Here is a 26,470-nt window from a genome sequence, read left to right on the forward strand (position 1 = left end):
ACTGAGCGCCGACGGGGCCTGCGATCTCGTGCCGCGCACGGTCGACGCGTCCGGGGTGCTGGTCACGCTCGCCCAGCCCTCCCCCGGGGTCATCGAGTTCAACGCCGGTTATCTGCACGCCTCGCTCCAGCCCGAGCAGGCCCTGGCAGCCGCCCTCGCCCGGGCCGGGCGGCGCCCCGGGGCCTGGGGCAGGCCGCCCATCGACGGCATCCCCGAGCTGCGCGAGTGGTTCGCCCGGGGCATCGGCGGGGCGATCACCGCCGCCGACGTACTGATCGCCTCGGGCGGCCAGAGCGCCCTCACCACCACGCTGCGGGCGCTCGCGCCGCCCGGCGCACCGGTACTGGTCGAGTCGCCGACGTACCCCGGCATGCTCGCCATCGCCCGGGCCGCCGGACTGCGTCCGGTGCCGGTACCGGTGGACAGGGACGGAGTGCGCCCCGAGCTGCTCGAAGAGGCGTTCCGGGCGACCGGGGCGCGGGTCTTCGTCTGCCAGCCGCTGTTCCAGAATCCGACCGGGGCGGTGCTGTCCGCCGAACGGCGGCCCGAGGTGCTGCGGATCGCACGCGCGGCGGGGGCGTTCGTGGTCGAGGACGACTTCGTACGCCGGCTGGTCCACGAGGACGCCGGGCCGCTGCCGCGTCCGCTGGCCACCGACGACCACGACGGGGTCGTGGTCCATGTCTGCTCGCTCACCAAGGCGACCTCGCCGAGCTTCCGGGTCAGCGCGCTGGTCGCCCGGGGGCCGGTCCTGGAGAGACTGCGGGCCATCCAGGTGGTGGAGAACTTCTTCGTGCCACGCCCCCTCCAGGAGGCGGCGACGGAGCTGGTCGGCACGCCCGCCTGGCCGCGCCATCTGCGTACCGTGGCAACCGAGTTGAGATCCCGCCGGGACACCCTGACCGCCGCGCTCCGCCGTGACCTGCCGGGCCTCGCGCCCGCCCACGTCCCGTCCGGCGGATACCACCTGTGGCTGCGGCTGCCCGACGGCACGGACGAGCCCTCGGTGGTGTCCGCCGCGCTCCTGGCCGGCGTCGCCGTCACCCCCGGCCGCCCCTACTTCAGTGCGGAACCCCCCGCCGGGCACCTCCGGCTGAGCTTCGCGGCGGTGGCGAGCACGAGCGAGATCACGGAGGGGGTACGGAGGCTGCGCACGGCGTGCGCGGGGCTGGGTATCGGGGCGTAGGCGGACCGGGGGCCGGAGAACGGAAGGGGCGCGGCCCCGCCGCCACCGGAGCGGGCCACGGGCATGCGCGTCCGAGGTCCGGCCCCCGGCAGCCGCCCCCTACGCGTAGTGGTCCCGCACCACCCTCCCCATCGCCCCGATCCGGTCCTTCGCCAGCTCCCTGCCCGCGAAGAAGACATGGCCCCCGACCTCAGGGAAGTCCGAGGCCAGGGTGAGGTGGCGGGAGAGCTCGGCCGGGTCCTGCCAGGCCGCCGGCTGGGCGGGGTCGCCCGCCTTGTAGAGGGCTTCACCGACGTACAGGTCCACGCCCGTTCCCCGCACCGCCTGGGCCCACCACCGCACCAGCTCCGCGTAGTCCGCCTCCGGCAGGCCCACGTGCCAGTACAACTGGGGGCAGATGTAGTCCACCCACCCCTCGCGCACCCACTTGCGGGTGTCCGCGAAGAGGTCGTCGTAGGTGCCGACACCCGCCCGCGTCCGCGAGCCCTCCGGGTCCGCCGACGCGTTGCGCCACACCCCGAAGGGGCTGACGCCGAAGCGCACCCCGGGGCGGACCTCGCGGATCCGCTCGCCCATCTCCCGTACCAGCAGCTCCGTGTTGTGGCGGCGCCAGTCGCCCAGGTCCGCGAAGTCGGCCCCGTACCGCGCGTAGGCGTCCGCGTCGTCGAAGACCTTGCCCGCCACCGGGTACGGGTAGAAGTAGTCGTCGAAGTGGACGGCGTCCAGCTCGTAGCGGCGGACCGCGTCCAGCATCGCGTCCTGCACGAAGCGGCGGACCTCCGGCAGCCCGGGGTGGTAATAGAGCCTGCCGCCGTACGGGACCACCCACTCGGGGTGCAGCCGGGCAGGATGAGCTGCGGAAAGACGGTTGACGTCTGTGTGATTCGCCACCCGGTAGGGGTTGAACCAGGCGTGGAGTTCCAGACCCCGCCGGTGGGCCTCCTCGACGGCCACCGCGAGGGGGTCCCAGCCGGGGTCGCGGCCCTGCTCGCCGGTGAGGCACTGGGCCCAGGGCTCGTACCGCGAGGGCCACAGCGCGTCGGCGGTCGGGCGCACCTGGAGGACCACCGCGGTCAGCCGTGCCTTGACCGCGTTGTCCAGGTGAACCAGCAGCTCAGCGCGTTGTTCGGCGGCGCTGAGCCCCTTGCGGGAGGGCCAGTCCCGGTTGGCGACGGTGGCCAGCCAGACCCCTCGCATCCGGTGGGCTCCGCCGCCCTCCTCACGCGCCGCCGCGCTCCCGCCGAGCGTCATCGCGGAGAGCACTCCGGCCGCGCCCGCCAGAATCCTTCTTCGTGCGACATGTCCCACAAAACCGTCCTCACACTGTCCGTCCGGACCTGCTTTCGGGGACAGCATGCCCGCCCCTCCCCGTCATCACCGTGCAGGCTCGGAGTAACGTCGGGGATTCGTGGCAGGGCCGACGGAGACACCGGGCGGGCCCGCCGGGACCGAGAAGTCCGGGATTTTCGGCGAAGAGACCGAGAAGCCCGGCGTTGAGCTGACCGTAGAGCGAAAGGCACGATGTGACCGACATCGAACGCGTCGGAGTGGTGGGCTGCGGCCAGATGGGCGCCGGCATCGCGGAGGTGTGCGCCCGCAGCGGCCTTGAGGTCAAGGTCGCCGAGACCACGGGCGAGGCCCTGGAGATCGGCCGCACGCGCCTCTACAACTCCCTCTCGAAGGCTGCCGAGCGCGGCAAGATCTCCGAGGAGGAGCGCGACGCGACGCTGGGCCGCCTCAGCTTCACCACCGACCTCGGTGAGTTCGCCGACCGCGACCTGGTGATCGAGGCCGTCGTCGAGAACGAGCAGGTAAAGACGGAGATCTTCCAGGTCCTGGACCAGGTGGTGACCCGCCCGGACGCGATCCTGGCGTCCAACACCTCCTCCATTCCGCTGGTGAAGCTGGCCGTCGCCACGTCCCGCCCTGACGCCGTCATCGGCATCCACTTCTTCAACCCGGCGCCGGTGCAGAAGCTGGTCGAGCTGATCCCCGCGCTCACCACCTCCGAGGGCACCATCAGCCGGGCGCACTCCATGGTGGAGAAGATCCTCGGCAAGCACGCGATCCGCGCCCAGGACCGCTCGGGCTTCGTGGTGAACGCGCTGCTGATCCCCTACCTGCTCTCCGCGATCCGGATGTTCGAGTCGGGCATCGCCTCGCGCGAGGACATCGACAACGGCATGGAGCTGGGCTGCGCCCACCCGATGGGCCCGCTGAAGCTCGCGGACCTGATCGGCCTGGACACCGTCGCCTCGGTTGCCGACTCGATGTACGACGAGTTCAAGGAGCCGCTGTACGCCGCCCCGCCGCTGCTCCAGCGGATGGTCGACGCGGGCCGCCTCGGCCGCAAGACCGGCTCGGGCTTCTACCCGTACGGCTGACCCACGGCCGACCCCACCGGCGTCCCACTCAGTGTGACCGCCCCGCCGCGCCCCCGTCCGCACTCCTGATTCGCACGGAGTGTGCGGGGGCGCGCGCGGTGTGCGGGGTGTGCCCGCATATGCCCCGCACACACTCTCCCGCCTTACAGGCAAAGGGAGTTGACTCACCGTCACAACATTCGAGTCGACTGTCCCCGAAGGAGCGGAAGCCGTGACCACCGACCCCGAGCAGAACGTGGTCGTAGAAGAGCTCGCCTACGTACGCCGCCACCTCGATGTGGGTATGGCCCGCATCGAGGGACGGCTCGATCTGCACACCCTGCGTGACGATCAGAACGACAAGGATCTTGCCGATCTGATCGTCCGCGTCAGTGCCCTGGAGCACTCCCGCTGGCCGTTGCCGGCGGTGGCGGCACTCGCCGCGCTCGGCGCGCTGGCCGTCGCCGTGTGGCAGGCCTTCGGGCATTAGCCACCCATGGTGAGGTCAACTCCTGCTACCCCAGCCGCAGGTGATGCAGCATCAGCAGCCCGGCCGCCATGTTGGCGGCCGGGACCTCTCCCCTGGCGATCATGTCGGGGATCAGTTTGAGCGGTACCCACTCGCGGCGCGAGGACTCGAAGTCGTCCTGCGGGTAGCCGGTGTAGGTGGCCCCCTCCGCCCAGTAGAGGTGGTGCCGGGCATCGGTGAGGCCGTTGGACGGTTCGACGGTGAGAAGGTGGCGCAGCGGCCCCGGCCGCCACCCCGTCTCCTCCTCCATCTCGCGCGCCGCGGCCTCCTCGACGTCCTCGCCGTCCTCGACGACACCCGCGGCAAGTTCCCAGCCCCAGCTGTCGGTGATGAAGCGATGGCGCCAGAGCATCAGCACCTCGTTCGCCTCGTTGACGGCGGTCGCCACGGCGACCGCGCGGAGGCGGATGAGGAAGTGGTCCAGGTGTCGGCCGTTCGGGAGTTCGACGTCCGCGAGATTGACCCGGAACCACGGGTTTTCATACACAGTTTGTTCGTTTAGGTTCGTCCACTGCACGTTTCTGCCACCTTCCGGCAATTGAATGCACGTAGATGGCAACATCGCAGCAGGGGCACGCTGGGGGAACCAGCGCCCGGTGGAGCTTTACGGCGGAATGCGCAGCTCCTTGCAGGGATACCTACAGGGGAATGCGCAGAGCTCCGTCGATCATTTCGGCCGCCTCGTCGGCCTGGGCGCAACCGCTGGCCGCCAGGTGTTCACGCACGGCCCTCAGCCGGTCTCTCAGCCGCTGGGACTCCATGCCCCGCGCCTGCTCGGCCATCTCGACCGCGGTGGCCACGGCCCGGTCGGCCTCGCCCTGCCGCAGTTCGACATGGGTGAGGATCGCGAGCCGGTGCACCCGGCCACGGTCGTGTGCGCGGGTGTCGACCGCCGCCGCCGCGTGCTCCCGCGCGGTCGACAGGTCCCCCATGCTGAGCAGTGCCTCCGCCACCTGCACATTGACCAGCCCCGGTTGTACGTAGCCGGTCTCATCCGGCTCGCGGCCGGGGCGGATACGGTCGGCGGCCTTCTCGGCCCGCCGGATGCACGCCAACGCGCTGGTGCCGTCGCCGAGATGGGCGTACGACTTGGCCTGCATCGCATACAGGTCGGCGGCCAGCGCCGGGGTGATTTCACGCCCGGCGGTGCGCAGGGCGGCCTCGGCGAAGGCGACCGCCTGCCGGTACTCCCGCATGAACAGCGACTGGTTGACCAGCAGGGCGATGACATACGCGCCGAGCCCCCGGTCGCAGCTCGCCTTGGCCAGCCGCAGCGCCTGGTGGAAGTAGCGCTGGGCGAGCCCCTGAGCGTCGGAGTCGTAGGCGCAGATCCCCGCGATGGCCACCAACCCGCCTGTCGCACGGTGGAGTTGACGGCCCGTCGCGTCGTTGTAGCCGCCGCGCAGCAGCGGGGCGGTCTCGGAGTTGAGGAAGCCGACGATGCGCGAGCGGGTCGCGATGCCGCCGGCCTTGCGGTACATCTGCTCGTAGTGTGCCCGGGCACCCTTGAGGGTCTCGATGTCCGAGAGATTCACCGGGGTCTGCCCGGACCGCGACACATCGCTGTCCTCGGGCGGGTTTTCCCACTCCCAGACCGGCATCACGGCGGGCGTACCGGTGACGGCCGGAGCGCCGAGGACATGCGGGCGCTGCTGTTCGTCGGAACGCCACAGCGCGGTAGCCCGTTCGACGAACCCGGAGAGGGTGGAACCGGCACCGCCGCTGCTCGGGGAGATCAACTCGCCCTGGAATCCTCCGAGTCCGATGTCGTCGAGGACCACCTGCCGGTGCAGCCTGGTGGTGAGCACCTCGCAGATCAGGTCGGGTACCTGGCCTCGCGGGCGCTGCCCCTTGAGCCACCGGCGGACCGCCGTGTGGTCGTAGCGCAGCGCCAACCCGCGTTTGTTTCCTGCCTGGTTGACGTGCGCGGCCAGTCCCGCCTGGGAGATTCCGGCCTCGTCCAGCAGTGCGTCGAGGAGTGCGTTGGGCTGCATGTCGTTGCGCCTCCGGCTGACTGAAGTCGTGGACAGCGTAGTACCGGCGTCTTCACACGGGGGGTGAACGGAATGCCCGCATCCGTCTCCCTCACCCACTCCCGCCCCGGGCGCCGAATCGGTTGACTGAACTGCCTCGCAAGAGGCGGCCGGGCCGTCGGCTCCCCCTCCACAAGCGCGGCGGCCCGTTCTCACCCCCGTCCGCCCTGCCCTGTCTGCCCGACATCCCCCCGGGCAGGGCGGACGGCAGCCGCTGCCGCGCCCCGGACCGAGCAGGCCCTCCCACCGGCAGCCGGTTCCGGCGGATCGCTACCGGCGGGACGGTTCGGGGCGTGGCCGGCGGGAGTCCGTACCGGGCTCGCCCGCCTGCTGCGGCACCCGCAGCCGGTCGTTGCGCAGCACCAGCAGCGCCACATCGTCGGACACCCGCCCCCCGGTGTGCCGCAGCAGGGCACCCTGCACCCGGTCGACGATCCCGGCGGGCGACAGCGGCCGTACGGCGGCGGCCACGGCGAGCGCCTCGCGCAGCGAGAAGAACGCCCCGTCCGCGTCCCGCGCGTCCTCGGCCCCGTCCGTGTGCAGCACCAGCAGCTCACCCGGCAGCAGTCGTACGCACCGGTGCGGCGTCAGCTCGGCCGGCAGCGGGAAGGGCCCCAGCGGCGGCAACGGCTCCCCGACGCCCACCGGTTCGGCCTTCCCCCGCAGCCGGTAGGGCCACGGGTGACCGCAGTTGAGGGCCAGCACCTCCCCGTCGGGCCGGATCTCCAGGAGCAGTACGGTGACGAACTCCTCGGCGAGCGGGCTGTCCGGTTCGCCGCCGCCCGACGAGGGGTGCTCGTCCCGGGCCCGCTCGCGCAGCTGCCGCTGGAAAGCCCGCTCCAGCCTCCGCAGTACGCCGCCGAGTTGGGGCTCGTCGTGGGCGGCCTCCCGGAAACTGCCGAGCAGGGCGGCGACCGCCCCGATGGCGGACAGCCCGTGTCCCCGTACGTCACCGATCACCACCCGCACCCCGTGCACGGTCGCCATCGCCTCGTACAGGTCCCCGCCGACGGACGCCCCTTCGCTGGCGGAGAGCTGCCCCGCGGCGAGCGCGAGGCCGTCGAGGCGGGCGGGCAGGGGGCGCAGCAGTACGTCCTGGGCGGCCCTGGCGACCTCGGTCACCCGCCGCAGCTCACGCAGCGGCCCCCGGCGTACCCCCACCACCAGAGCGAGAACGGCCAGCAGGAAACCCAGGCAGGTGACGAGGTCCGGGACGAGACCGCCCGCGTCGGACAGCGGGCAGATCAGTGCCCAGCCGGTGACCAGGGTGAGCCAGAGGCCGAGGAGCACCGCGTCGCGCACGTACCGAACGGGCCGTGTGCGGCGGCGGATGCGCTGCCCCGTCCTGTCATGGATCATTCCGGACGGCCCCCTCAGAGCACCTCGGTCAGCGATTCGGCGGCACCGCACCACCTGCTGCGGCCCGTCGGCCGGAATGATTCTGTTCTGCGTTCGCGCCCGGATAGGTACATCGCCCGCACATCTCACCCAAATGAGTGAGGGGCACACCCGTGTCCCGGATGTGCCCCTCCGCAACGCGCTCAACAGCGGTTGCTCATCTGTGCGTTACGCCCCGCGCAGCACCGCACCGGTGTGCTCGGCGGCGAGTGCCACGGCCGCGTCGCGGGCGGCGGTGGCCTCCTCGACGGTCAGCGTGCGGTCGCCCGCACGGAAGCGCAGCGCGTAGGCGAGGGACTTCTTGCCCTCGCCGAGCTGCTCGCCGGTGAAGACGTCGAACAGCCGGATGTCCTCCAGGAGTTCACCCGCGCCCTGGCGCAGGAGGCTCTCGACCCGGATGTTCGGGACGTCGGCGTCGACGATCAGCGCGACGTCCTGGGTGGCGACCGGGAAGGCGGAGATCCGGGGCGCCTGGAGGACACCCTGACCGGCCTTCTCCAGCACGTCCAGGTCCAGCTCCATCGCGCAGGTGCGCTCGGGCAGGTTCATCGCCTTGATGACGCGCGGGTGCAGTTCACCGGCGAAGCCGATGTTGTGTACCGCGTCGTCGATGACGACGGCGAGCACGGCGCAGCGGCCCGGGTGCCACGGCTCCATGGTTCCCGTGGCGACGATCAGCTCGACACCGGCCTCGCGGGCCAGCGTGCGGGCGGACTCGATCGCGTCGGCCCAGGTCGCCGGGCGGCCCTTGCCCCACCAGCCGGACTGCTCGCGGGCGCCCGCGAGGACGACGGCGGCGTGCCGGGGCTGGGCGGGCAGCGAGGCGTTGAGCTGGGCGATCTCCTCGTCGGTCGGGCGGCGGTCGACCGGCAGGCGCACGGCCTTGGTCTCCTCGCCGGACGGGAGGAAGACCAGACCGGTCTCGAAGAGCGCCAGGTCGTGGCTGCCCCGGCCGTCGTTGCGGCGCAGCGCACCGAGCAGGCCAGGGAGCAGCGTCGTACGGAGCGAGGGCTCCGTGTCGGCGAGCGGGTTGACCAGCTTGACGGTGGTGCGGCGCTCGTCGTCGGCGGCCAGCTGGAGCTGGTCGAAGGCGGCGTCCCCGACGAACGGGTAGTTCAGCGCCTCGACGAAGCCGGCGCCCGCCAGGGCGCGGCCGACGCGGCGGTGCAGCCGCTGGCGCTCGGTGAGACCGCGGCCGGACGGCGGGGTCGGCAGCGTGGAGGGCAGGTTCTCGTAGCCCTCCAGCCGGATGACCTCTTCGGCGAGGTCGTTGGGGAACGCCAGGTCGGGGCGCCAGGACGGCACGGTGACCGTGAGGTCGTCCTGCCCGTAAACGTCGCAGCCGACCTGCTGGAGGCGGCGCACCACGGTCTCGCGGCCGTAGGCGACGCCCGCGACGCGGTCCGGGTGGTCGGCCTTCATGGCGATGGAGCGGGGCGCGGAGGGCGCGATGACCTCGGTGACCCCGGCCTCGGCGGTGCCGCCAGCGAGCAGCACCAGCAGGTCGACGGTCCGCTGGGCCGCGGCGGACGCGGCCTGGGGGTCGACGCCGCGCTCGAAGCGCTTGGACGCCTCGGAGGTGAGCTTGTGGCGGCGGGAGGCGCGCGCGATGGTCAGCGCGTCGAAGTGCGCCGCCTCGACGACGACCTCCGTGGTGCCCCTGACCTCGCCGGTCTCCGCGTCGGTCTCGACGTCGGCGACCTCGGTGTTGGCACCGCCCATGACGCCCGCCAGGCCGATCGGCCCGCGCTCGTCGGTGATGACCAGGTCCTCGGCGTCGAGCGTGCGCTTCACCCCGTCGAGGGTGGTGAACTTCTCGCCCTGCTCCGCGCGCCGGACACCGATGGTGCCCTGGATGCTGGTGCGGTCGTAGGCGTGCAGCGGCTGACCGAGTTCCAGCATCACGTAGTTGGTGATGTCGACGGCCAGCGAGATCGCGCGCATGCCGGCCTTCTGGAGGCGTCGCTGCATCCAGATCGGCGAGCGGGCCTCGGGGTCCAGGCCGGTGACCGTGCGGGCGGTGAAGCGGTCGCAGCCCTGCGGGTCGCTGATCTTCACCGGGTAGCCGTACGAGTTCGGCGCCGGGACGTCGAGGAGTGCCGGGTCGCGCAGCGGCAGACCGTAGGCGGTGGCCACCTCGCGGGCGATGCCGCGCAGGGACAGGGCGTAACCCCGGTCGGGGGTGACCGCGATGTCCAGCACCTCGTCGACGAGCTCAAGGAGCTCGATGGCGTCGGTGCCGGGCTCGTACTCCATCGGCAGCACGATGATGCCGCCGGTGCCGTCGTCGCCCATGCCCAGCTCGTCGCCGGAGCAGATCATGCCGTGCGAGGTCCTGCCGTACGTCTTGCGCGCGGCGATCGCGAAGTCGCCGGGCAGCACCGCGCCCGGCAGGACCACGACGACCTTGTCGCCGACCGCGAAGTTACGGGCGCCGCAGACGATCTCCTGCGGTTCGCCGGTGCCGTTGGCGGAGCCGACGTTCACCGTGCAGAAGCGGATCGGCTTCTTGAAGCCCTCCAGCTCCTCGATGGTGAGGACCTGGCCGACGACCAGCGGGCCCTTGAGGCCGGCGCCGGTCTGCTCGACCGTCTCGACCTCAAGTCCTGCGGACACCAGCTTGGCCTGTACGTCACGGCCGGTCTCGGTGGCGGGGAGGTCTACGTACTCCCGCAGCCAGGAAAGCGGGACCCGCATCAGATCTCCATCCCGAAGGGCCGAGTGAAACGCACGTCACCCTCGACCATGTCTCGCATGTCTTCCACGTTGTGCCGGAACATCAGCATCCGCTCGATGCCGAAGCCGAAGGCGAACCCGCTGTACTTCTCCGGGTCGACGCCGCAGGCCGTGAGGACCTTCGGGTTGACCATGCCGCAGCCGCCGAGCTCGATCCAGCCCTCGCTGCCGCAGGTGCGGCAGGGCTTGTCCGGGTTGCCCACGGACTCGCCGCGGCAGACGTAGCAGACCATGTCCATCTCGGCGGACGGCTCGGTGAAGGGGAAGTAGTTGGGGCGCAGCCGGGTCTTCATGCCCTCGCCGAAGAGCGCCTGGACCATGTGGTCCAGGGTGCCCTTGAGGTCGGCCATGGTGAGGCCCTCGTCGACGGCCAGCAGCTCGATCTGGTGGAAGACCGGGGTGTGCGTGGCGTCCAGCTCGTCGGTGCGGTAGACGCGGCCGGGGCACACCACGTACACCGGCGGCTCACGGCGCTCAAGGAGCGCACGCGCCTGCACGGGCGAGGTGTGGGTGCGCAGCACGACACCGGACTCGTCGGTCTTCGCGCCGTCCTTGCCCTGCACGAAGAAGGTGTCCTGCATCTGCCGGGCCGGGTGGTCCGGCACGAAGTTCAGGGCGTCGAAGTTGAACCACTCCGCCTCGACCTCCGGGCCCTCCGCGACCTCGTAGCCCATCGCCACGAAGACGTCGGCGACGCGCTCCATGATGGTGGTCAGCGGGTGGCGGGCGCCGGCGGGCGTGCGGTCGTACGGCAGCGTGACGTCCACCGCCTCCTCGACCAGTACGCGCTCGTCGCGCTCGGCCTCCAGGACCGTCAGCCGGGCCGCGAGGGCCTTGTTGACGGCACCGCGGGCCATGCCGACGCGCTTGCCCGCCTCGGCCTTGGCCTGCGGCGGCAGCGCCCCGATCTCGCGGTTGGCGAGGGACAGCGGCGAGGTGGGCCCGGTGTGCGCGGTCTTGGCGTGCGTCAGCGCGTCGAGGTCGGCGGCTTCGGCGAAGGCGGCGAGCGCCTCGTCCCGCATGCGCTCGATCTCTTCGGGTTTCAGCGCCTCGACCTCGACAGGGTCGTACGACTTATTGGGTGCGGACATCTCTTCCCGTACTTCCGATGGCTGGTGGGCGGCCCCGCTCGACACATGAGGACGCAAAGGTGCCAAAGGTCGAGTCTAAAGGGACGCAGGATGCGAAGCAGCCCGCGGGCGGCTCAGGCCAGATAGGCCGGGGCCCCCACGGGCAGGATAAATCGGAATTCGGCGCCGCCGCCGGGGCCGCGGCCGACCGTGATGGTGCCGCCGTGCGCCTCGACGATGCCCTTGACGATGTACAGGCCGAGACCGGTCCCGCCACGCTTGGAGCCCCGCCAGAAGCGGGTGAAGACACGGCCGAGCGACTCCTCGGGGATGCCGGGGCCCTCGTCGCTGACGGTCACGGCGGTTCCTTCCCGGTCGTCCTTGGCCTGCGCGGGTGCGACCTCAATGGTGACCATTCCTTCGCCGTGCCGCACCGCATTTTCCAGCAGGTTGCCGAGCACCTGGTCGATCTTGTCCGGGTCGGCCCACAGGTCGGGCAGCGGGTGCGCCAGGTGCACCAGAAACCTGTCAGGGCTCTGACCTGCGGAGATGTGGGCGTGGATATTGCGCCCCACAGCGGTCGCGATATCGACGGGCTGCCGCCTCAGCTCCAGCCGCCCGGCGTCGATCCGCGAGATGTCCAGCAGTTCGGCGATCAGCCGGGCGATACGGTCCGCGTCGTTGTCGACGGTCTCCAGCATCATCTGCTTCTGCGCGTCGGTGAAGCGCTCCCACTTCCGCAGCAGGGTCCGGGTGAAGCCCTTCACCGAGGTCAGCGGCGAGCGCAGCTCGTGTGCCACGGTCGCGATCAGCTCGGCATGGCTGCGCTCGGTGCGCCTGCGCGCCTCGGTGCCGCGCAGCGACACCACCACCCGGCACACCGGACCGCGCGGCTGGGCACGGACGTACCGCGCCGACACCAGCACCTCGCGCCCGCCCGGCAGCAGCAGGTTCCGCTCCGGCTGTCCGCCCCGGATGGCGAGTCCGCCGTACGGATCGGTGAGCGTCCACCAGCGCCGCCCCTTGAGGTCCTCCAGCGGGAGTACGTCGACGAGCGGGCGGCCCAGCGCGAGGTCGGCGGGGACGGCGGTGATGCGGGCGGCGGCGGCGTTGAAACAGACCACCCGGCCGGTGTCGTCGGCCACCACGAGGCCGTCGGGGAGGTCGTCCGCCCCGATCCCGGACGCGTCGAACTCCCTTGCACGCACGGCCTGTTCAGACACTTCCGCGACCATCTCCCCGTACCCCACCTCTCCGCGTGAGGCAGTGGGCCCCCGAGCACGTCACCCTACTCCGCAAGGAGGCCCCTCAGGCAGTGGTGCGTACCCGCTGTGCGCGCGCGGACGCGTAGAGGCACACGGCGGCCGCGGTGGCGAGGTTGAGGCTTTCGGCCTTGCCGTGGATCGGGACGCGCACCACGGCGTCCGCGAGTGCGCGGGTCTCCTCCGGCAGTCCCCAGGCCTCGTTGCCGAAGACCCAGGCGGTGGGGCCGCCCATGGTGCCTGCGTCCAGCTCGTCGTCGAGGTCGCGGTCCCCGGCGCCGTCGGCGGCCAGGATCCGTACCCCTGCCCCCTGGAGCTTGGCCACGGCCTGCTCCACCGGCACGCCCACCGCCACCGGCAGGTGGAAGTGCGAACCGACCGACGCCCGCACCGACTTGGGGTTGTAGAGGTCGACGGAGGCGTCCGTGAGGACGACCGCGTCGGCACCCGCCGCGTCCGCGCAGCGCAGCACCGTACCGGCGTTCCCGGGGTCGCGTACGTGCGCGAGGACCGCGACCAGCTTCGGCCTGGCGGCGAGGATCTCCTCGAACGGGGAGTCCAGGAAGTGGCAGACGCCGACGATGCCCTGCGGGGTGATGGTCTGCGAGATCTCCGCGAGCACGTCCGCCTCGGCGAGGTGCACCCGGGCCCCGGCGGCGAGCGCCGCCTCCACGATGTCGGCGTACCGCTCGGCGGTCTCCACGGTCGCGAACAGCTCGATCAGCGTCGGGGTACCGTCGGGCCCCCGGTGGTCGACGGCCTCCCGCACGGCCTGCGGTCCCTCGGCGATGAACCGGCGCTCCTTGCCCCGGAAGCTGCGCCTGGCCAGCCGTCTGGCGGCGACGACGCGGGGGGAACGCGGGGAGATCAGCTCGGGAGTGCCCATGGGCGTGCGGCTCACTTCTTCGTACGTAACTGAACTAAAAGGGGCGGCGGAACGCACCGGACCCGCAGGCGCGGAATGCGCCTGCGGGTCCGGCTTCAAGCCAAGAAGAGCTCTGCCTGCCTGAGGACTAGGCGGCGGCCTTCGGGGCGTTGACGTCGCTCGGAAGCGCCTTCTGGGCGACCTCGACGAGCGCGGCGAACGCGTTCGGGTCGTTGACGGCCAGCTCGGCGAGGATCTTGCGGTCCACCTCGATGTTGGCGGCGTTCAGACCCTGGATGAGGCGGTTGTACGTCATGCCGTTCTCGCGGGCAGCGGCGTTGATGCGCTGGATCCACAGACGGCGGAAGTCGCCCTTGCGCTTCTTGCGGTCGTTGTAGTTGTAGACCAGGGAGTGGGTGACCTGCTCCTTGGCCTTGCGGTACAGGCGCGAACGCTGGCCGCGGTAGCCCTTGGCGGCTTCGAGGATTGCCCGGCGCTTCTTGTGGGCGTTTACTGCGCGCTTGACGCGTGCCACTTTGACTCCTTGTAGCGGGGCCGTGGGGGGTATTCACACGACCCGAAAACGAATTGGTCCCGGTCTTGATCCAGCAGTGCCCGCGGTGAACCCACCGAGGGCGGCGGGATCACTTGCCGAGAAGCTTCTTGATCTTCGCGGCGTCGCCCGGGGCCAGCTCAACGGTGCCGGTGAGGCGGCGCGTCACGCGGGACGACTTGTGTTCGAGCAGGTGGCGCTTGCCGGCGCGCTCGCGGAGCACCTTGCCGGAGCCGGTGATCTTGAAGCGCTTCTTGGAACCGCTGTGCGTCTTGTTCTTCGGCATCGCGCCGTATCTCCTCGTCAGTGCCGCTCCCCCGGCACCCGGTGCGGGCACCGGACTTCGGGAGCGTCAGGTCTGTGGTTTGGGGGTTTCCGGTGGAAATCCGGGGGCCGTCTGGGTGACGGCCCCGTGGATCACGCCTCGGAAGGTGCTGCCTCGGCCGGAGCCTCGGCGGCGACGTCGGCAACCTCGGCCGCGGGCTCGTCGTCCTGGGCGGTGACGCCCTGACGCTCCGCCTTGCGGGCGGCCTGGGCCTCGCGGGCCTCGGCCATTGCTTCGGTCTTCTTCTTGTGCGGGCCAAGAACCATGATCATGTTCCGGCCGTCCTGCTTCGGGTTGGACTCGATGAAGCCCAGTTCCTCCACGTCGGAGGCGAGTCGCTGAAGCAGCCGGAAGCCAAGCTCGGGACGGGACTGCTCACGACCACGGAACATGATCGTGATCTTGACCTTGTCACCCTGCTTGAGGAACCGGACGACGTGACCCTTCTTGGTGTCATAGTCGTGCGGGTCGATCTTCGGGCGGAGCTTCATTTCCTTGATGACCGTGTGCGCCTGGTTCTTGCGCGCCTCACGGGCCTTCATGGCCGACTCGTACTTGAACTTCCCGTAGTCCATGAGCTTGCACACGGGCGGACGGGCGGTCGCCGCGACCTCGACCAAGTCGAGGTCGTACTCCTGCGCCAGCTCAAGGGCCTTTGCGAGGGGAACGATTCCGACCTGCTCGCCGCTGGGGCCTACAAGCCGTACCTCGGGAACGCGAATCCGGTCGTTGATGCGGGGCTCGGCGCTGATGGATCCTCCTAAGTAGCACCACACGGCTGTCTGGCAGACAGCCACGTAACGTCTTATTTCTTTGGACCAACCGCTTCGGAACACAAAAAATGCCCCGGACGGGACACAGGCAGGGCTCCTGGAAATACCGGAGCACCGCCGCGTCTGAAACCGCGGGGGCGCAACATCGGACAGTTCCATCGTCCGTACGGAACGATGGGGACCGTCTGACCGGTGACCCGCCGTCCCGGGGGACGGTCAGGTGGGAGATCGGAGCCTCCACTTGTGGGCCGGGCACAGATGTGTCCGGCCGGTCGTGCGAACCACTATACCCGTCAAGCGTCACCGGTGCGAACCGCGGTAAACCACCCGTTCAGGGGCCGTGGAATTCCGGTCCGCACGGGGACCTATCGTGGACTCCATGAGCGACGCGACCAGCAGCAACGCCGTCCCGGACGGCAACGATGAGCACAACCCCGGCTTCGACGACCTGACCCGTGACATCGCGGACGTCCCCGCGGTCGAGGTGATCACCACGGTCGCCGTCCACCTGATGAGCGCCGCCGCCGTCAACCTCGGCCTGGCCGAGGAGGGCGACAAGCACAAGGACCTGGACGAGGCGCGGAAGCTGATCCAGGCGCTGGCCGGCCTGATCACGGCCAGCGCGACCGAGATCAGCTCCTTCCACGCCGCTCCGCTGCGGGACGGGCTCAAGTCCCTGCAGCTGGCGTTCCGCGAGGCGTCGATCGTGCCGGACGAGCCGGGGCAGGGCCCGGGCGAGAAGTACACGGGCCCCGTCTACGGCTGAGAAGCGTCCTCCCCTCCCGGGGAGGGGAGGACGGGGTGCTTACCCCTCCGCCGCGGCGGCGTCCGCGTGGATGCGGGCGCTGTCGGTGGGGTGGGTCAGCCGGTGCACCAGCGCCGCGAGCACTCCGCCGACCAGCGGGGCGACGAGGAACAGCCACAGCTGGGAGAGCGCGGCGCCCCCTGCGAAGAGGGCCGGGCCGAGGCTGCGGGCCGGGTTGACCGAGGTACCGGTGAGCGGAATGCCCACCAGGTGGATGACGGCGAGGGCGAGACCGATCGGCAGCCCGTCGAAGCCGAGGACGGCCACCTTGTGCGTGACCGCCAGCACCACGAACACCAGCAGGAACGTCAGCACCACTTCGGCGAGGAACGCACCGCCCATGTTGAGGTGTACGGCTGACCGGTCGCCGAACCCGTTCGAGCCGAAGGCGCCACTGGTCTGCAGGCCGGGCACCTGCTTGGCGAGCAGGAAGAGCAGTGCCGCTCCGGCGATGCCGCCGAGGAGCTGGGCCACCCAGTAGCCCACCGCGGTACGGGCGTTGATGCGCCCGGCGGTCAGCATCCCGAGCGTCACCGCCGGGTTGACGTGGCAGCCGGAGATCGGGCCGAGTGCGTACGCCAGGGCGAGCAGGGTGAAGCCGAAGGCGAGTGCGATGCCGAGGGTTCCGATGTAGGCCTCGGCGAGTACGGCGGAGCCGACCGCGAAGAAGACCAGCAGAAGCGTCCCGAGGAACTCGGAGACGAGTGTGCGTCTGTCCATGACTCACCTCACGAAGATCGTGGACCCAAAGATCGTGGACCGTCTTCGCATTGTCTGCCGGGGAGCGGTGCGGCGCCTGTTCAGAGGTGCGGCGCCTGTTCAGCGGGAGAAGAGCGGCTCTCCCGGCGGGGTGGCTCCGGCGGGCAGCAGGGCCAGGTCCAGACCTCGTACGAGACGGGCCCGGAGTACGTCGTGGGAGGCCAGGCCCTGTGCGAGGCGGCGGACCGCATCGGCGGGGGCCGCGTCCGGGGTCAGCACCAGGGCGAGCACTCCGTCCGCCTCGCCGGGGCCGAGATGGGCACGGAGCACCGCGGGCTCGGCGGCGACCAGCGCGCGGACGGCCTCGATGACCGCCGGGTCGTCGATCGGCCTGGCGCTGCTGCGGCCCTCCGCGAGGGCGAGCAGGGCGGGCCCGGTCAGCTGGTAGGGGGCCGGCCCCGCCAGGTCGATCAGCACGGTGTCGGCCTGCTCGTGTGCGGCGGCCCGAAGGGCCTGGTGCAGGGGTACGGCGACGGGGCGGGCGGCCGGGTCCCAGAGGGCGAGCGCCTCGATGGAGGTGAACGCGGGCAGGGCCTTGCGGTCGCCCGCGCGAAGGGTGGGGACGGCCATGTCGCTGGTCTTCTCGCGCTTGAGACCGGTCTCCGGGTCGGTCTCCACCTCGCCGAGGACGGCGACGATGGGGACGAGGAGGCGGGCGGCGGGGAGCGCGTCGAGGACCCGTTGCTCGGCGGGGCCGTTCCGGGGGCCCTTCGCCCAGGCGGCGAGGGCCTCGGCCAGGGCGGGGTCGGCGGTGCCGTCGTCGTCGGAGAAGCCGGGGTCCGGAATGTTCTTGAGCACGCCCCGAGGGTATCGCTGCGGACCGGGCCCTCCGCAGGGCGCCCCTGTCCCTTCCGGTCCGGTCTGCTCGGCCCGGACGCTCCCGTATCTCCGGCCCGGAAGCTCCCGCCCCGGCCCGGAAGCGCCGGCCTCCCCGGCCCGGCCCCGTTTACCTCACGCGTCCGCCACGCCACACCACCACTCCCACGCCCAGCACCAGCAGACCGATCCCGCCGGCGACCCACGCCCAGGTCTCGGGACCGGTCGAGGGCGGGTCCTCGTGCGAGGGGCCGGGGCCGAAGTAGCGGCCCGGGTAGCCGGTGGCCGAGGAGCGGGCGGTGGTGCCGCGTCCGGCCGCGGCGATGGCGGCGGCCGGGTCGACCGTGCCGTGGCCGCGGGCGTCGTCCCGGCCGCCCGGCGGGGCATCCCTGGCCGTCGCCGCCAGCAGGCGCTTGATCTCGGCCGGGGGCAGGCCGGGGTGGGCGGCCCGGACCAGTGCCGCCGCACCGGACACGAAGGCGGAGGCCGCGCTGGTCCCCCAGCCCTGGTAGTAGCTGCGGTCGGGATCGGCGATCACGATGTTGACGCCGGGGGCGGCGACGGTCGCGTACCAGCGGCGGGTGGAGAAGGAGGCGCGGCTGCCCGCCTCGTTGACCGCGGTGACGGCGATGACGCCGGGGTAGGCGGCCGGGTAGGAGATGTGGTCACCCTTCTCGCCGCCGTTGCCGGCCGAGGCGACGACGACGGCGCCCTTGCCCAGGGCGTACTGGACGGCCGCGTCCTCCTCGGCCTCCGGGTGGGCCGACTCGCTGTCGTCCCCGAGCGAGAGGTTGATGACGTCGGCGCCGTGGTCGGCGGCCCAACGGATGCCCTTGGCAAGGGCGTTGCCCCGGGATTCGCGGGCCTTGTCGCGGGCCGGGTCGCCGCCTTCGAGGATCACCCGGATGGGCAGGATCTTCGCCTCGGGGGCGATGCCGAGGACGCCGTCGCCCCGGCCGGGGCCGTGTCCGCGGCCCGCGATGATGGAGGCCATCGCGGTGCCGTGCCGGGCCCAGGAGCGGTCGCCGCTCTTCGCGCCGAAGCCGACCAGGTCGTTGCCGGGCAGTACGTTGCCCCGCAGGTCGGGATGCTGGTCGTCGACGCCGGTGTCCAGGACGGCGACCGTGATGCCCGCCCCCTTGGTGGTGCGCCAGGCGTCCTGGGTGTGCAGCGCGGCGAGGCCCCACTGCTTGTCCCGGATGGCGTCGGCGTGCGCGACGGACACCGGCAGCACGGCGAGCATTCCGGCGGTGAGGAGGGTGGTGAGGGCGCAGGTGGCGGCCGCGGTACGGCGGAAGGCGGCGGGGCGGGAGCCCAGGTGTGTTCCGGCGGTGGGCGGCAGGCCGGAGGGCGGGGCGGGGTCCGCCGGTGGGCGCGGGGGCCTTCGGGGGCTCATCCGGGCTGCTCCGTGGGCGGGTTGACCGTCTTGCGCAGGCCGCGCTCGATCCGGTCGGCGATGCCCTTGGCCTCGTGGCCCAGGCCGGACTGGCCCGGGGTGGTGGTCGCCCCGTCGAGGGTGGCGGCCCCGGCGGGCTGGGGGTCGGTGACGGTGCGCCCGTCGGCGAAGCCGGAGACCGCGTACACGATCACGGGGGCGTCCTTGAGCACGTTGATCGTCCAGCTGGCGCGCTGCCGGTCGCCGAATCCGGCGGCGACGGTGCCGGGTACCGGGAAGGTGCGGGGCATCAGGTCGCTTCGTTCGGTGAGCTTTTCGCGGGTGAAGCGGGCGCGCAGGGAGTTGGTGACACTCTCGTCGGCGCGGGTGAAGACCATGCCGACGGTGGTCACGCTGCTGCTGGTGGCGTCGGTGTAGGTGGCGCGCAGCAGACGTTCGCAGCCGACCGGGCCGAGGGCCTTGAGGAGGAGGGGGTCCAGGGCGTTCCGGCACTCACCGTCCGGGGCGACGGCGACCCGCGTCCAGGCCCGGTCGGCGCCGCCCGGGCCGGCGCCGGCGCCCTTGAGGGTGCGGGGGAAGAGGGTGTCGACGGGGGTGCTGTGCCAGGCCGTACGGGCGTCGGAGAAGCCACTGCTCACGGGGGTCTCGCTGCCGTCCGCGAGCCAACTCCCCACCGCCGCACCGACGATGAGCCCGCCGCCGAGGACCACGCAGGCGGCGACGGCGGCCATCCGCGCCGTCCCGCGGGCCCCGACGGGCCGCAGCCGGGTGGTGGTCTCCGCGGGGGCGTCGTCCTCGTCGCGGGCCCAGTGCTGCGGCGGCGCGAAGGCGAGGGGCTGCGCGCCGTCGGCACGGGGCGTCAGGTCGACGGCACCGACGGGGCGTCGGCGGGAGGGGGAAGGAGACGGGGGCGGGGGCAGGGAGGAGCCCGGGACGCCGGGCGGCGGCGGGGGTACGGGGGGAGGCTGCGCGGGGAGGGGCGGGATGCCCACGTCGTCGGCACCGGTCCGGGGCGCGCTCCCTTCCCGTACGGCAGGCTCCACTCGTACCGCAGGCTCCACTCGTACCGGAGCCACTCCCCGTACCTGATGCTCCACTCCCCGTACCTGATGCTCCACTCGTACCCGGGCCCCTCCCCGGGCCGGCGTCTCCTCCCGTGGCGAGGACGCGGCAGGGCGGGCGGGCGGCCGCGGGGGTGCGGTGCGGCCCGGGCCCTGGCGGGGCTCCGCCGTCGGGCGGGCGGGGCGGCTCGGAATGCCGGGCGCGGGGGGCGAGGCGGGCGGGAACGGAGGGTGGGGCGGGGCGGCGGGGCTGTGCGGTTCGGTGGTCATCCGGCCCCCCAGGTCCGTCGCTGTGCGTACTCGCGGCTTGTGCCCCGCGGCAGCCCCGGCGCCCCGGGCTTCCAGCGGATTTCCGTCACTCTACGGTTTGCCGGGCCGGGGCGGGAAACCGGAGCGCACCGTGGGACGGATCTGACCGGAACGTCCCTCAAAGGGCGTCCGGCGACGCCCGGAAGGGTCGCCGGGCCGCAGTGGTGGGCCGATCGGACGGCCGGACCTACCGGTCGGTAAACGACTCTGGCAAGCTGCGCGCATGACTCCTCGTGTGACTCCCCGTGTGACTCGCGCAGTTGCCCGCACCGCTCCCCGGGCCGCCGACCGTTCCCGTTACGACCGGGCCACCGCGCATCTCGACGGACCGCTCGCCGTGGTCGACCTGGAGGCGTTCGACGACAACGCCGCCGACCTGGTGCGCCGGGCGCAGGGCAAGCCGGTGCGGGTCGCGAGCAAGTCCGTGCGGTGCCGGGCGCTGCTGGACCGGGTGCTGGAGAAGGAAGGTTTCGCCGGGGTGATGTCGTACACCCTGGCCGAGTCGATCTGGCTGGCGAAGTCCGGGATCGAGGACGTACTCCTCGCCTATCCGTCGGCCGACCGGGCGGCGTACGCGGAGCTGGCCTCGGACCCGAAGCTGGCCGCGGCGGTGACCGTGATGATCGACGACCCGGCCCACCTGGAGCTGATCGACCGGGCGCGGGACGGCGGGCGTGAGGAGATCCGGGTCTGTCTGGAGCTGGACACCTCGCTGCGGCTGCTCGGCGGGCGGGTACGGATCGGCTCCCTGCGCTCCCCGCTGCGCTCCGCCGCGCAACTGGCCGAGCTGGCCAGGTCGGTCGACCGGCGTCCCGGGTTCCGGCTGGTCGGGATCATGGCGTACGAGGGTCATGTGGCCGGCGTCGGCGACATGATCGCGGGCCGGCCCTTCCGGTCCCGGATGGTGCAGGTGATGCAGGGGGCGGCGCGCCGGGAGCTGGCCGAACGGCGGGCGGCCGTGGTGCGGGCGGTCAGGGCGGTCGTGCCGGACCTGGAGTTCGTGAACGGCGGCGGCACCGGCAGCGTGGAGAGCACCGTCGCGGAGGACGCGGTGACGGAGGTGGCGGCCGGTTCGGGACTGTACGTACCCCGCCTCTTCGACCACTACCGGGCGTTCAGCGGGCGGCCCGCCGCGCTCTTCGCGATGCCGGTGGTGCGCCGTCCGGGCGTCGGGGTGGTGACGGTGCTCGGTGGCGGCTACCCGGCGTCCGGGGTGGCCGGGGCGGACCGCTCCCCCGTGCCGTACCTGCCCGAGGGACTCCGGTACGACGCGAACGAGGGGGCCGGTGAGGTGCAGACGCCGCTGATCGGGTCGGCGGCGGACGATCTGCTGATAGGCGACAAGGTGTGGTTCCGGCACGCCAAGGCGGGCGAACTGTGCGAGCGCTTCGAGAAGTTGCACCTGATCGAGGGGGACCGGGTGGTCGGCGACGTACCGACGTACCGGGGTGAGGGGCACACCTTCCTGTAGGCGCCCCGGAAGTTCCTGCAGGTGCCCCGGCAGCACTCCTGAGCGCCTCTCCACCTGCGCCACGACTGAGGGCCCGTCCGGTGGACGGGCCCTCAAGCGGTGCCGGATCAGTTGGCGTTGCGGATCCCCTGGGTGATCTGGTCCATGCCGGCCGGCGGCGGTCCTTCGGGCCCCGCGTCGAAGGCGAAGCGGACCAGGACGAGCGAGCCGGGGCCGATGCTGCTGGGGAAGGCGAGGGACTGGACGTAGCCGCCGGGTCCCTTGCCGGTGACGACCTTCCAGCGGACCAGGTAGCCCTGCTTGCCCGCGACCGTCACCGGCTCGGACTTGACCTCCTGGTGGGACTTGACGCCGCCGAACTGCTCGCGGTCCAGGTAGTCCTTGCCGTAGGAGAGGTCGGTGGCGGTCTTGATGTCGGCCTTGGCGGCGGCCTCCGCGGTGGTCTGGCCCGCGGGGGCGGTACGCGAGGTGACTGTGCCGTGACGGCAGAAACCGCCGCCCGCGGGACAGTCGTAGGTGTCCTTGGTGGTCATGGTCGCCGCGTCCCGGTCGCCGCCGAAGTCCGGCAGTTCCCAGCCTTCCAGGAGCGGGAGCGTGATGCCGTTGAGCTGGTCGGAGAGAACCGAGGGCGCCGCCGAAGGGGCCGAGGGGCCGGGGGCGGACGGCTCGGCGGGGGTGCTCTGCCCGGGGGCCGGGCCGGCGACGGTGGGGGCCGGGGCCGGCGGCGGGGAGTCGTCCTTGCCGAGGAAGATCACGCCCAGCACGATCGCGGCGACCACCACGACCCCGGCCGCGATGAGAACGATCAGCTTGCTGCCGCCGAGACCACCACCGCCGCTGCCGGGAGCGCCGGGCGGGGCCGGCGGGGCGCCCTGGGGATAGCCGTAGCCCTGCGGCTGGCCAGGCGCACCCTGCGGGTATCCGTAACCCTGCGGCTGGGTGGGCCGGGCCGGGCCGAACTGCTGCGGCGGCGGGGGCTGCTGCGCGCCGGGGGCACGGGTCTGGGCGCTCCAGGCAGCCCCGTCCCACCAGCGCTCCTGGGTGGGAGCGCTGGGGTCCTGGTACCAGCCGGGCGGGGTCGTCATGCTCATCCCGTCACCTTAAGGGGAAGGCTTATACGGGGGTTACATAGGCGCCCGAGATGCCTCCGTCGACCAGAAAGTCCGTGGCGTTGACGAAGGACGAGTCGTCACTGGCGAGGAAGGCGACGGCTGCCGCGATCTCGTTCGCCTCGGCGAACCGGCCGAGCGGGATGTGGACGAGCCGGCGGGCGGCCCGCTCCGGATCGGAGGCGAACAGCTCCTGGAGGAGCGGGGTGTTGACCGGTCCCGGGCAGAGCGCGTTGACCCGGATTCCCTCGCGGGCGAACTGGACGCCCAGTTCGCGGGACATGGCGAGCACGCCGCCCTTGGAGGCGGTGTAGGAGATCTGCGAGGTGGCGGCACCCATGATCGCCACGAAGGAGGCGGTGTTGATGATGGAGCCGCGGCCCTGGCGCCGCATATAGGGGAGGGCGGCCTTGCAGCAGAGATAGACGGAGGTGAGGTTGACGTCCTGGACGCGCTTCCAGGCCTCCAGGCCTGTGGTGAGGATGGAGTCGTCGTCGGGCGGGCTGATCCCGGCGTTGTTGAAGGCGATGTCGACGCTGCCGTAGGTGTCGTACGCGGCCTTGAACAGGGCGTCGACCTGGTCGGCGTCGGTGACGTCGACCTTGACGAAGAGGCCGCCGACCGCTTCGGCGGCGGCCTTTCCGGCCGTCTCGTCGATGTCGGCGCAGACCACGTTCGCGCCCTCGGAGGCGAGGCGGCGGGCGGTGGCCAGGCCGATGCCGCTGCCGGCGCCGGTGATGACGGCGCTGCGGCCGACCAGGCGGCGGCAGATGATCTCGTTCTCGTTGCTCGTGGTGCTGTCGCTCATGGTGCTTCTCATGCCTCCGTGCTCAGGAAGACGTTCTTGGTCTCGGTGAATGCGGTGAGTGCGTCGGGGCCGAGTTCGCGGCCGAGGCCGGACTGGGCGTAGCCGCCGAAGGGGGTCCAGTAGCGGACGCTGGAGTGGGAGTTGACGGACAGGTTGCCCGCCCGTACCGCCTGCGAGACGCGCAGGGCGCGGCCCACGTCACGGGTCCAGATCGAGCCGGAGAGGCCGTAAGCGGTGGCGTTGGCCAGCCGGATCGCGTCCTGTTCGTCCTCGAAGGGGAGCACGACGGCCACGGGTCCGAAGATCTCCTCGGCGGCGGCGGGCGCGTCGGCTTCGAGGCCGGTGAGGACGGTCGGCGGGAAGTAGAACCCGGGCCCGGCGGGGGCCGTTCCGCGGATGCCGGGGGCGTCGTCGGCGACGTACGAACGGACCCTCTCCAGCTGGGACCTGGAGATGAGCGGGCCCATCTGGGTCCTCTCGTCGGACGGGTCGCCGACGACGATCGCCTCGATGGCGGGGGCGAGGAGTGCGAGGAAGCGGTCGTACACGGAGCGCTGGACGAGGATGCGGGTGCGGGCGCAGCAGTCCTGGCCGGCGTTGTCCAGGAAGGACATCGGGGTGGCGGCGACGGCCGCTTCGAGGTCGGCGTCGGCGAAGACGATGTTGGGGCTCTTGCCGCCGAGTTCGAGGGTCACCCGCTTCACGCGCTCCGCGCACTTGGCCATGATCTGCTTGCCGACCCGGGTGGAGCCGGTGAACACGATCTTCGCCACGTCGGGGTGCTCGACCAGCGCGTTGCCGGTGACCGCGCCCTCCCCCGGCAGGACCTGGAAGAGGTCCTCGGGGAGGCCGGATTCCAGGGCGAGTTCCGCCAGCCGCAGGGCTGTGAGGGGGGTGGTCTCCGCGGGCTTGAGGAGCACCGCGTTGCCCGCGGCGAGGGCGGGGGCGGTGGCCCAGGCGGCGATCGGCATGGGGAAGTTCCACGGGGCGATCACGCCGACGACGCCGAGGGGTTCGAGGATCGTGACGTTGAGGCCGCCGGGGACGGGGATCTGGGTGCCGTTGAGGCGTTCCGCTCCCCCGGCGGCGTAGTCGAGGAGGTCACGCACGTTGCCGGCTTCCCAGCGGGCGTTGCCGAGGGTGTGCCCGGCCTCCCGCACCTCCAGCCGGGCGAGCTCTTCGAGGTGCCCGTCGACGGTGGCGGCGAAGCGGCGGAGCGCGCGGGCCCGGTCGGCGGGGGCGGTGGCGGCCCAGGCGCGCTGGGCGGCGACGGCTCGTACGACAGCCTTGTCGACGTCGTCGGGGGTCGCGGCGGGGACGGTGGCGACGACCTCTTCGGTCGCCGGATTGAGAACCTTCAGCACAACGGCGGATCTTCCTTGGACGAGGGTGCGGACACGGCTCTTACCTGCGCTCCAACATGCGCTCCTACATGCGTTCGAAGGAGCGGCGGAGCTCCCAGTCGGTCACCGCGGCGTCGAACGCTTCGAGCTCGATCCGCGCCATGTTGCCGTAGTGCGCGACCACGTCCTCCCCGAAGGCACTGCGGGCGATGGGGCTGGCCGCCCACAGTGCGGCGGCCTCGCGCAGGGTGGTGGGGACGTGCTCGTAGTCGGCGGTGTAGGCGTTCCCGGTGCAGGGCTCGGGAAGTTCGAGCTTCTGCTCGACGCCGTGCAGACCCGCGGCGATCAGTCCCGCCACGGCGAGGTACGGGTTGACGTCGCCGCCCGGCAGCCGGTTCTCGAACCGCATCGACGGGCCGTGGCCGACGACCCGCAGCGAGCAGGTGCGGTTGTCGTTGCCCCAGGCCACGGCGGTCGGCGCGAACGATCCCGGCTGGAAGCGCTTGTAGGAGTTGATGTTCGGCGCGTACAGCAGGGAGAACTCACGCAGCGCCGCGAGCTGTCCGGCCAGGAAGTGGCGCATCAGCTCGGACATGCCGTGCGGGTCGTCACCGGCCATGGCGCTGTGCTCGGCGGTGTCGCGCAGGCTGAGGTGTATGTGACAGGAGTTGCCCTCGCGCTCGTTGTACTTCGCCATGAAGGTGAGCGAGACGCCCTCCTGGGCGGCGATCTCCTTGGCACCGTTCTTGTAGATGGCGTGCTGGTCGCAGGTGGTGAGGGCCTCGTCGTACTTGAAGGCGATCTCGTGCTGGCCGGGGTTGCACTCGCCCTTGGCGGACTCGACGGTGAGTCCGGCCACCGCCATCTCGTTCCTGATACGTCGCAGCAGGGGCTCGACCCGCCCGGTCCCGAGGATCGAATAGTCGACGTTGTACTGGTTGACCGGCTCCAGATGGCGGTAGTTGGAGTCCCAGGCCTGCTCGTAGGTGTCCTTGAAGACGATGAATTCGAGCTCGGTGCCGACATGGGCGGTGAGTCCGAGTCCGGCGAGGCGCTCCAGCTGGCGGCGGAGGATCTGGCGGGGGGCGGCGACCACCGGTGAGCCGTCGTGCCACACCAGGTCGGCCATCAGCATCACGGTGCCGTCGTTCCACGGGACGCGGCGCAGGGTGGCGAGGTCGGGGCGCATGCCGAAGTCGCCGTAACCGCTGTCCCAGGAGGACATGGCGTAGCCGTCGACGGTGTTGAGGTCGACGTCGACGGCGAGGAGGTAGTTGCAGCCCTCGGCACCGTTGGTGAGGACGTCGTCCAGGAAGAAGGGGGCGGCGAACCGCTTGCCGGTGAGCCGGCCCTGCATGTCGGGGAAGGCCAGGACGACGGTGTCGATCTCACCGCTCGCGACCAGGGCGCGAAGCTCTTCGAGCGGGAGCGGGGGTGTGCGGTCTGCCACGGGAAATGCCTCCTGGGTCGGCCGGGAGCCATAAGGTATTACCCAAGACC

General features: G+C 71.7%; 24 protein-coding genes. 5 read left to right on the plus strand and 19 right to left on the minus strand.

Annotated elements, in window-relative coordinates; all coding sequences use genetic code 11:
- Nucleotides 1-55: 55 nt before the first annotated feature.
- The gene (locus ACIA73_RS14560) at nt 56-1,186 is read left to right on the plus strand and encodes a PLP-dependent aminotransferase family protein (RefSeq protein ID WP_399439037.1); all 1,131 of its coding nucleotides are present in this window, start codon (nt 56-58) and stop codon (nt 1,184-1,186) included.
- 99 nt (nt 1,187-1,285) lie between these two features.
- Here the strand turns inward: ACIA73_RS14560 and ACIA73_RS14565 are convergent, their stop codons facing one another.
- On the minus strand, nt 1,286-2,437 hold the full coding sequence (locus ACIA73_RS14565) for a glycoside hydrolase family 10 protein (RefSeq protein ID WP_399439038.1): 1,152 nt from the start codon (nt 2,435-2,437) through the stop codon (nt 1,286-1,288).
- Between the two features lie 272 nt (nt 2,438-2,709).
- Here ACIA73_RS14565 and ACIA73_RS14570 point away from each other — a divergent pair, with 272 nt between their 5' ends.
- On the plus strand, nt 2,710-3,570 hold the full coding sequence (locus tag ACIA73_RS14570; RefSeq protein ID WP_399438800.1) for a 3-hydroxybutyryl-CoA dehydrogenase: 861 nt from the start codon (nt 2,710-2,712) through the stop codon (nt 3,568-3,570).
- Nucleotides 3,571-3,781: 211 nt separating this feature from the next.
- The gene (locus ACIA73_RS14575; protein ID WP_399438801.1) at nt 3,782-4,039 is read left to right on the plus strand and encodes a hypothetical protein; all 258 of its coding nucleotides are present in this window, start codon (nt 3,782-3,784) and stop codon (nt 4,037-4,039) included.
- A 25-nt stretch (nt 4,040-4,064) separates the two neighbouring features.
- Here the strand turns inward: ACIA73_RS14575 and ACIA73_RS14580 are convergent, their stop codons facing one another.
- The 10 genes from ACIA73_RS14580 to infC form a co-directional block, all read right to left on the minus strand.
- Entirely contained in the window at nt 4,065-4,595 is a 531-nt protein-coding gene (locus ACIA73_RS14580; protein WP_399438802.1) for an NUDIX hydrolase, read from the minus strand.
- A gap of 121 nt (nt 4,596-4,716) precedes the next feature.
- Nucleotides 4,717-6,072, minus strand: a complete 1,356-nt coding sequence (locus ACIA73_RS14585; RefSeq protein ID WP_399438803.1) for a transcriptional regulator — start codon at nt 6,070-6,072, stop codon at nt 4,717-4,719.
- Between the two features lie 309 nt (nt 6,073-6,381).
- Complete coding sequence (locus tag ACIA73_RS14590) at nt 6,382-7,470, minus strand: PP2C family protein-serine/threonine phosphatase (RefSeq protein WP_399438804.1); 1,089 nt, start codon at nt 7,468-7,470, stop codon at nt 6,382-6,384.
- Nucleotides 7,471-7,677: 207 nt separating this feature from the next.
- Nucleotides 7,678-10,206 (minus strand): phenylalanine--tRNA ligase subunit beta, encoded by a 2,529-nt coding sequence (gene pheT / locus ACIA73_RS14595; RefSeq protein ID WP_399438805.1) that lies wholly within the window; start codon nt 10,204-10,206, stop codon nt 7,678-7,680.
- A complete protein-coding gene (gene pheS, locus ACIA73_RS14600; protein WP_399438806.1) occupies nt 10,206-11,336 on the minus strand; it encodes a phenylalanine--tRNA ligase subunit alpha in 1,131 nt (376 codons plus the stop codon). The genes pheT and pheS overlap by 1 nt, the downstream gene beginning before the upstream one ends.
- Nucleotides 11,337-11,449: 113 nt before the next feature.
- Nucleotides 11,450-12,550, minus strand: coding sequence for an ATP-binding protein (locus ACIA73_RS14605; RefSeq protein WP_399438807.1), 1,101 nt, complete (start codon nt 12,548-12,550; stop codon nt 11,450-11,452).
- Nucleotides 12,551-12,623: 73 nt separating this feature from the next.
- The gene (locus ACIA73_RS14610; protein WP_399439039.1) at nt 12,624-13,463 is read right to left on the minus strand and encodes a TrmH family RNA methyltransferase; all 840 of its coding nucleotides are present in this window, start codon (nt 13,461-13,463) and stop codon (nt 12,624-12,626) included.
- Between the two features lie 127 nt (nt 13,464-13,590).
- The gene (gene rplT, locus ACIA73_RS14615) at nt 13,591-13,977 is read right to left on the minus strand and encodes a 50S ribosomal protein L20 (protein WP_266655864.1); all 387 of its coding nucleotides are present in this window, start codon (nt 13,975-13,977) and stop codon (nt 13,591-13,593) included.
- Nucleotides 13,978-14,086: 109 nt separating this feature from the next.
- Nucleotides 14,087-14,281 carry a 50S ribosomal protein L35 gene (gene rpmI, locus ACIA73_RS14620; protein WP_189827454.1) on the minus strand — a complete coding sequence of 65 codons (195 nt, stop codon included), beginning with the start codon at nt 14,279-14,281 and terminating at the stop codon, nt 14,087-14,089.
- A 131-nt stretch (nt 14,282-14,412) separates the two neighbouring features.
- Nucleotides 14,413-15,096: a translation initiation factor IF-3 gene (infC, locus tag ACIA73_RS14625; protein WP_399439040.1), complete on the minus strand. Its 684-nt coding sequence runs from the start codon at nt 15,094-15,096 to the stop codon at nt 14,413-14,415.
- 376 nt (nt 15,097-15,472) lie between these two features.
- Between infC and ACIA73_RS14630 the strand changes: the two genes are divergently transcribed.
- Nucleotides 15,473-15,859 carry a DUF1844 domain-containing protein gene (locus ACIA73_RS14630; protein WP_399438808.1) on the plus strand — a complete coding sequence of 129 codons (387 nt, stop codon included), beginning with the start codon at nt 15,473-15,475 and terminating at the stop codon, nt 15,857-15,859.
- A gap of 39 nt (nt 15,860-15,898) precedes the next feature.
- Here ACIA73_RS14630 and ACIA73_RS14635 read toward each other — a convergent pair whose 3' ends face one another.
- The 4 genes from ACIA73_RS14635 to ACIA73_RS14650 form a co-directional block, all read right to left on the minus strand.
- Nucleotides 15,899-16,618 (minus strand): MIP family channel protein, encoded by a 720-nt coding sequence (locus ACIA73_RS14635; protein ID WP_399438809.1) that lies wholly within the window; start codon nt 16,616-16,618, stop codon nt 15,899-15,901.
- Nucleotides 16,619-16,717: 99 nt separating this feature from the next.
- Complete coding sequence (locus ACIA73_RS14640; protein WP_399438810.1) at nt 16,718-17,455, minus strand: SseB family protein; 738 nt, start codon at nt 17,453-17,455, stop codon at nt 16,718-16,720.
- Nucleotides 17,456-17,603: 148 nt separating this feature from the next.
- Nucleotides 17,604-18,869 (minus strand): type VII secretion-associated serine protease mycosin, encoded by a 1,266-nt coding sequence (mycP, locus tag ACIA73_RS14645; protein ID WP_399438811.1) that lies wholly within the window; start codon nt 18,867-18,869, stop codon nt 17,604-17,606.
- Nucleotides 18,866-19,966: a hypothetical protein gene (locus ACIA73_RS14650; protein WP_399438812.1), complete on the minus strand. Its 1,101-nt coding sequence runs from the start codon at nt 19,964-19,966 to the stop codon at nt 18,866-18,868. Before ACIA73_RS14650 ends, mycP begins: the two co-directional genes overlap by 4 nt.
- A 520-nt stretch (nt 19,967-20,486) precedes the next feature.
- Between ACIA73_RS14650 and ACIA73_RS14655 the strand changes: the two genes are divergently transcribed.
- Entirely contained in the window at nt 20,487-21,710 is a 1,224-nt protein-coding gene (locus ACIA73_RS14655; protein ID WP_399438813.1) for an amino acid deaminase/aldolase, read from the plus strand.
- Between the two features lie 107 nt (nt 21,711-21,817).
- Here ACIA73_RS14655 and ACIA73_RS14660 read toward each other — a convergent pair whose 3' ends face one another.
- The 4 genes from ACIA73_RS14660 to ACIA73_RS14675 form a co-directional block, all read right to left on the minus strand.
- Nucleotides 21,818-22,801 (minus strand): DUF2510 domain-containing protein, encoded by a 984-nt coding sequence (locus ACIA73_RS14660; protein WP_399438814.1) that lies wholly within the window; start codon nt 22,799-22,801, stop codon nt 21,818-21,820.
- A 22-nt stretch (nt 22,802-22,823) separates the two neighbouring features.
- Nucleotides 22,824-23,627 carry a 3-oxoacyl-ACP reductase gene (locus tag ACIA73_RS14665; protein ID WP_399438815.1) on the minus strand — a complete coding sequence of 268 codons (804 nt, stop codon included), beginning with the start codon at nt 23,625-23,627 and terminating at the stop codon, nt 22,824-22,826.
- Nucleotides 23,628-23,635: 8 nt separating this feature from the next.
- Nucleotides 23,636-24,991, minus strand: a complete 1,356-nt coding sequence (locus ACIA73_RS14670) for an aldehyde dehydrogenase family protein (RefSeq protein WP_399438816.1) — start codon at nt 24,989-24,991, stop codon at nt 23,636-23,638.
- Between the two features lie 64 nt (nt 24,992-25,055).
- Nucleotides 25,056-26,420, minus strand: a complete 1,365-nt coding sequence (locus ACIA73_RS14675; RefSeq protein ID WP_399438817.1) for a glutamine synthetase family protein — start codon at nt 26,418-26,420, stop codon at nt 25,056-25,058.
- Nucleotides 26,421-26,470: the final 50 nt, after the last annotated feature.

The organism is Streptomyces sp. NPDC051561, assembly GCF_044454195.1.
GTDB lineage: Bacteria > Actinomycetota > Actinomycetes > Streptomycetales > Streptomycetaceae > Streptomyces.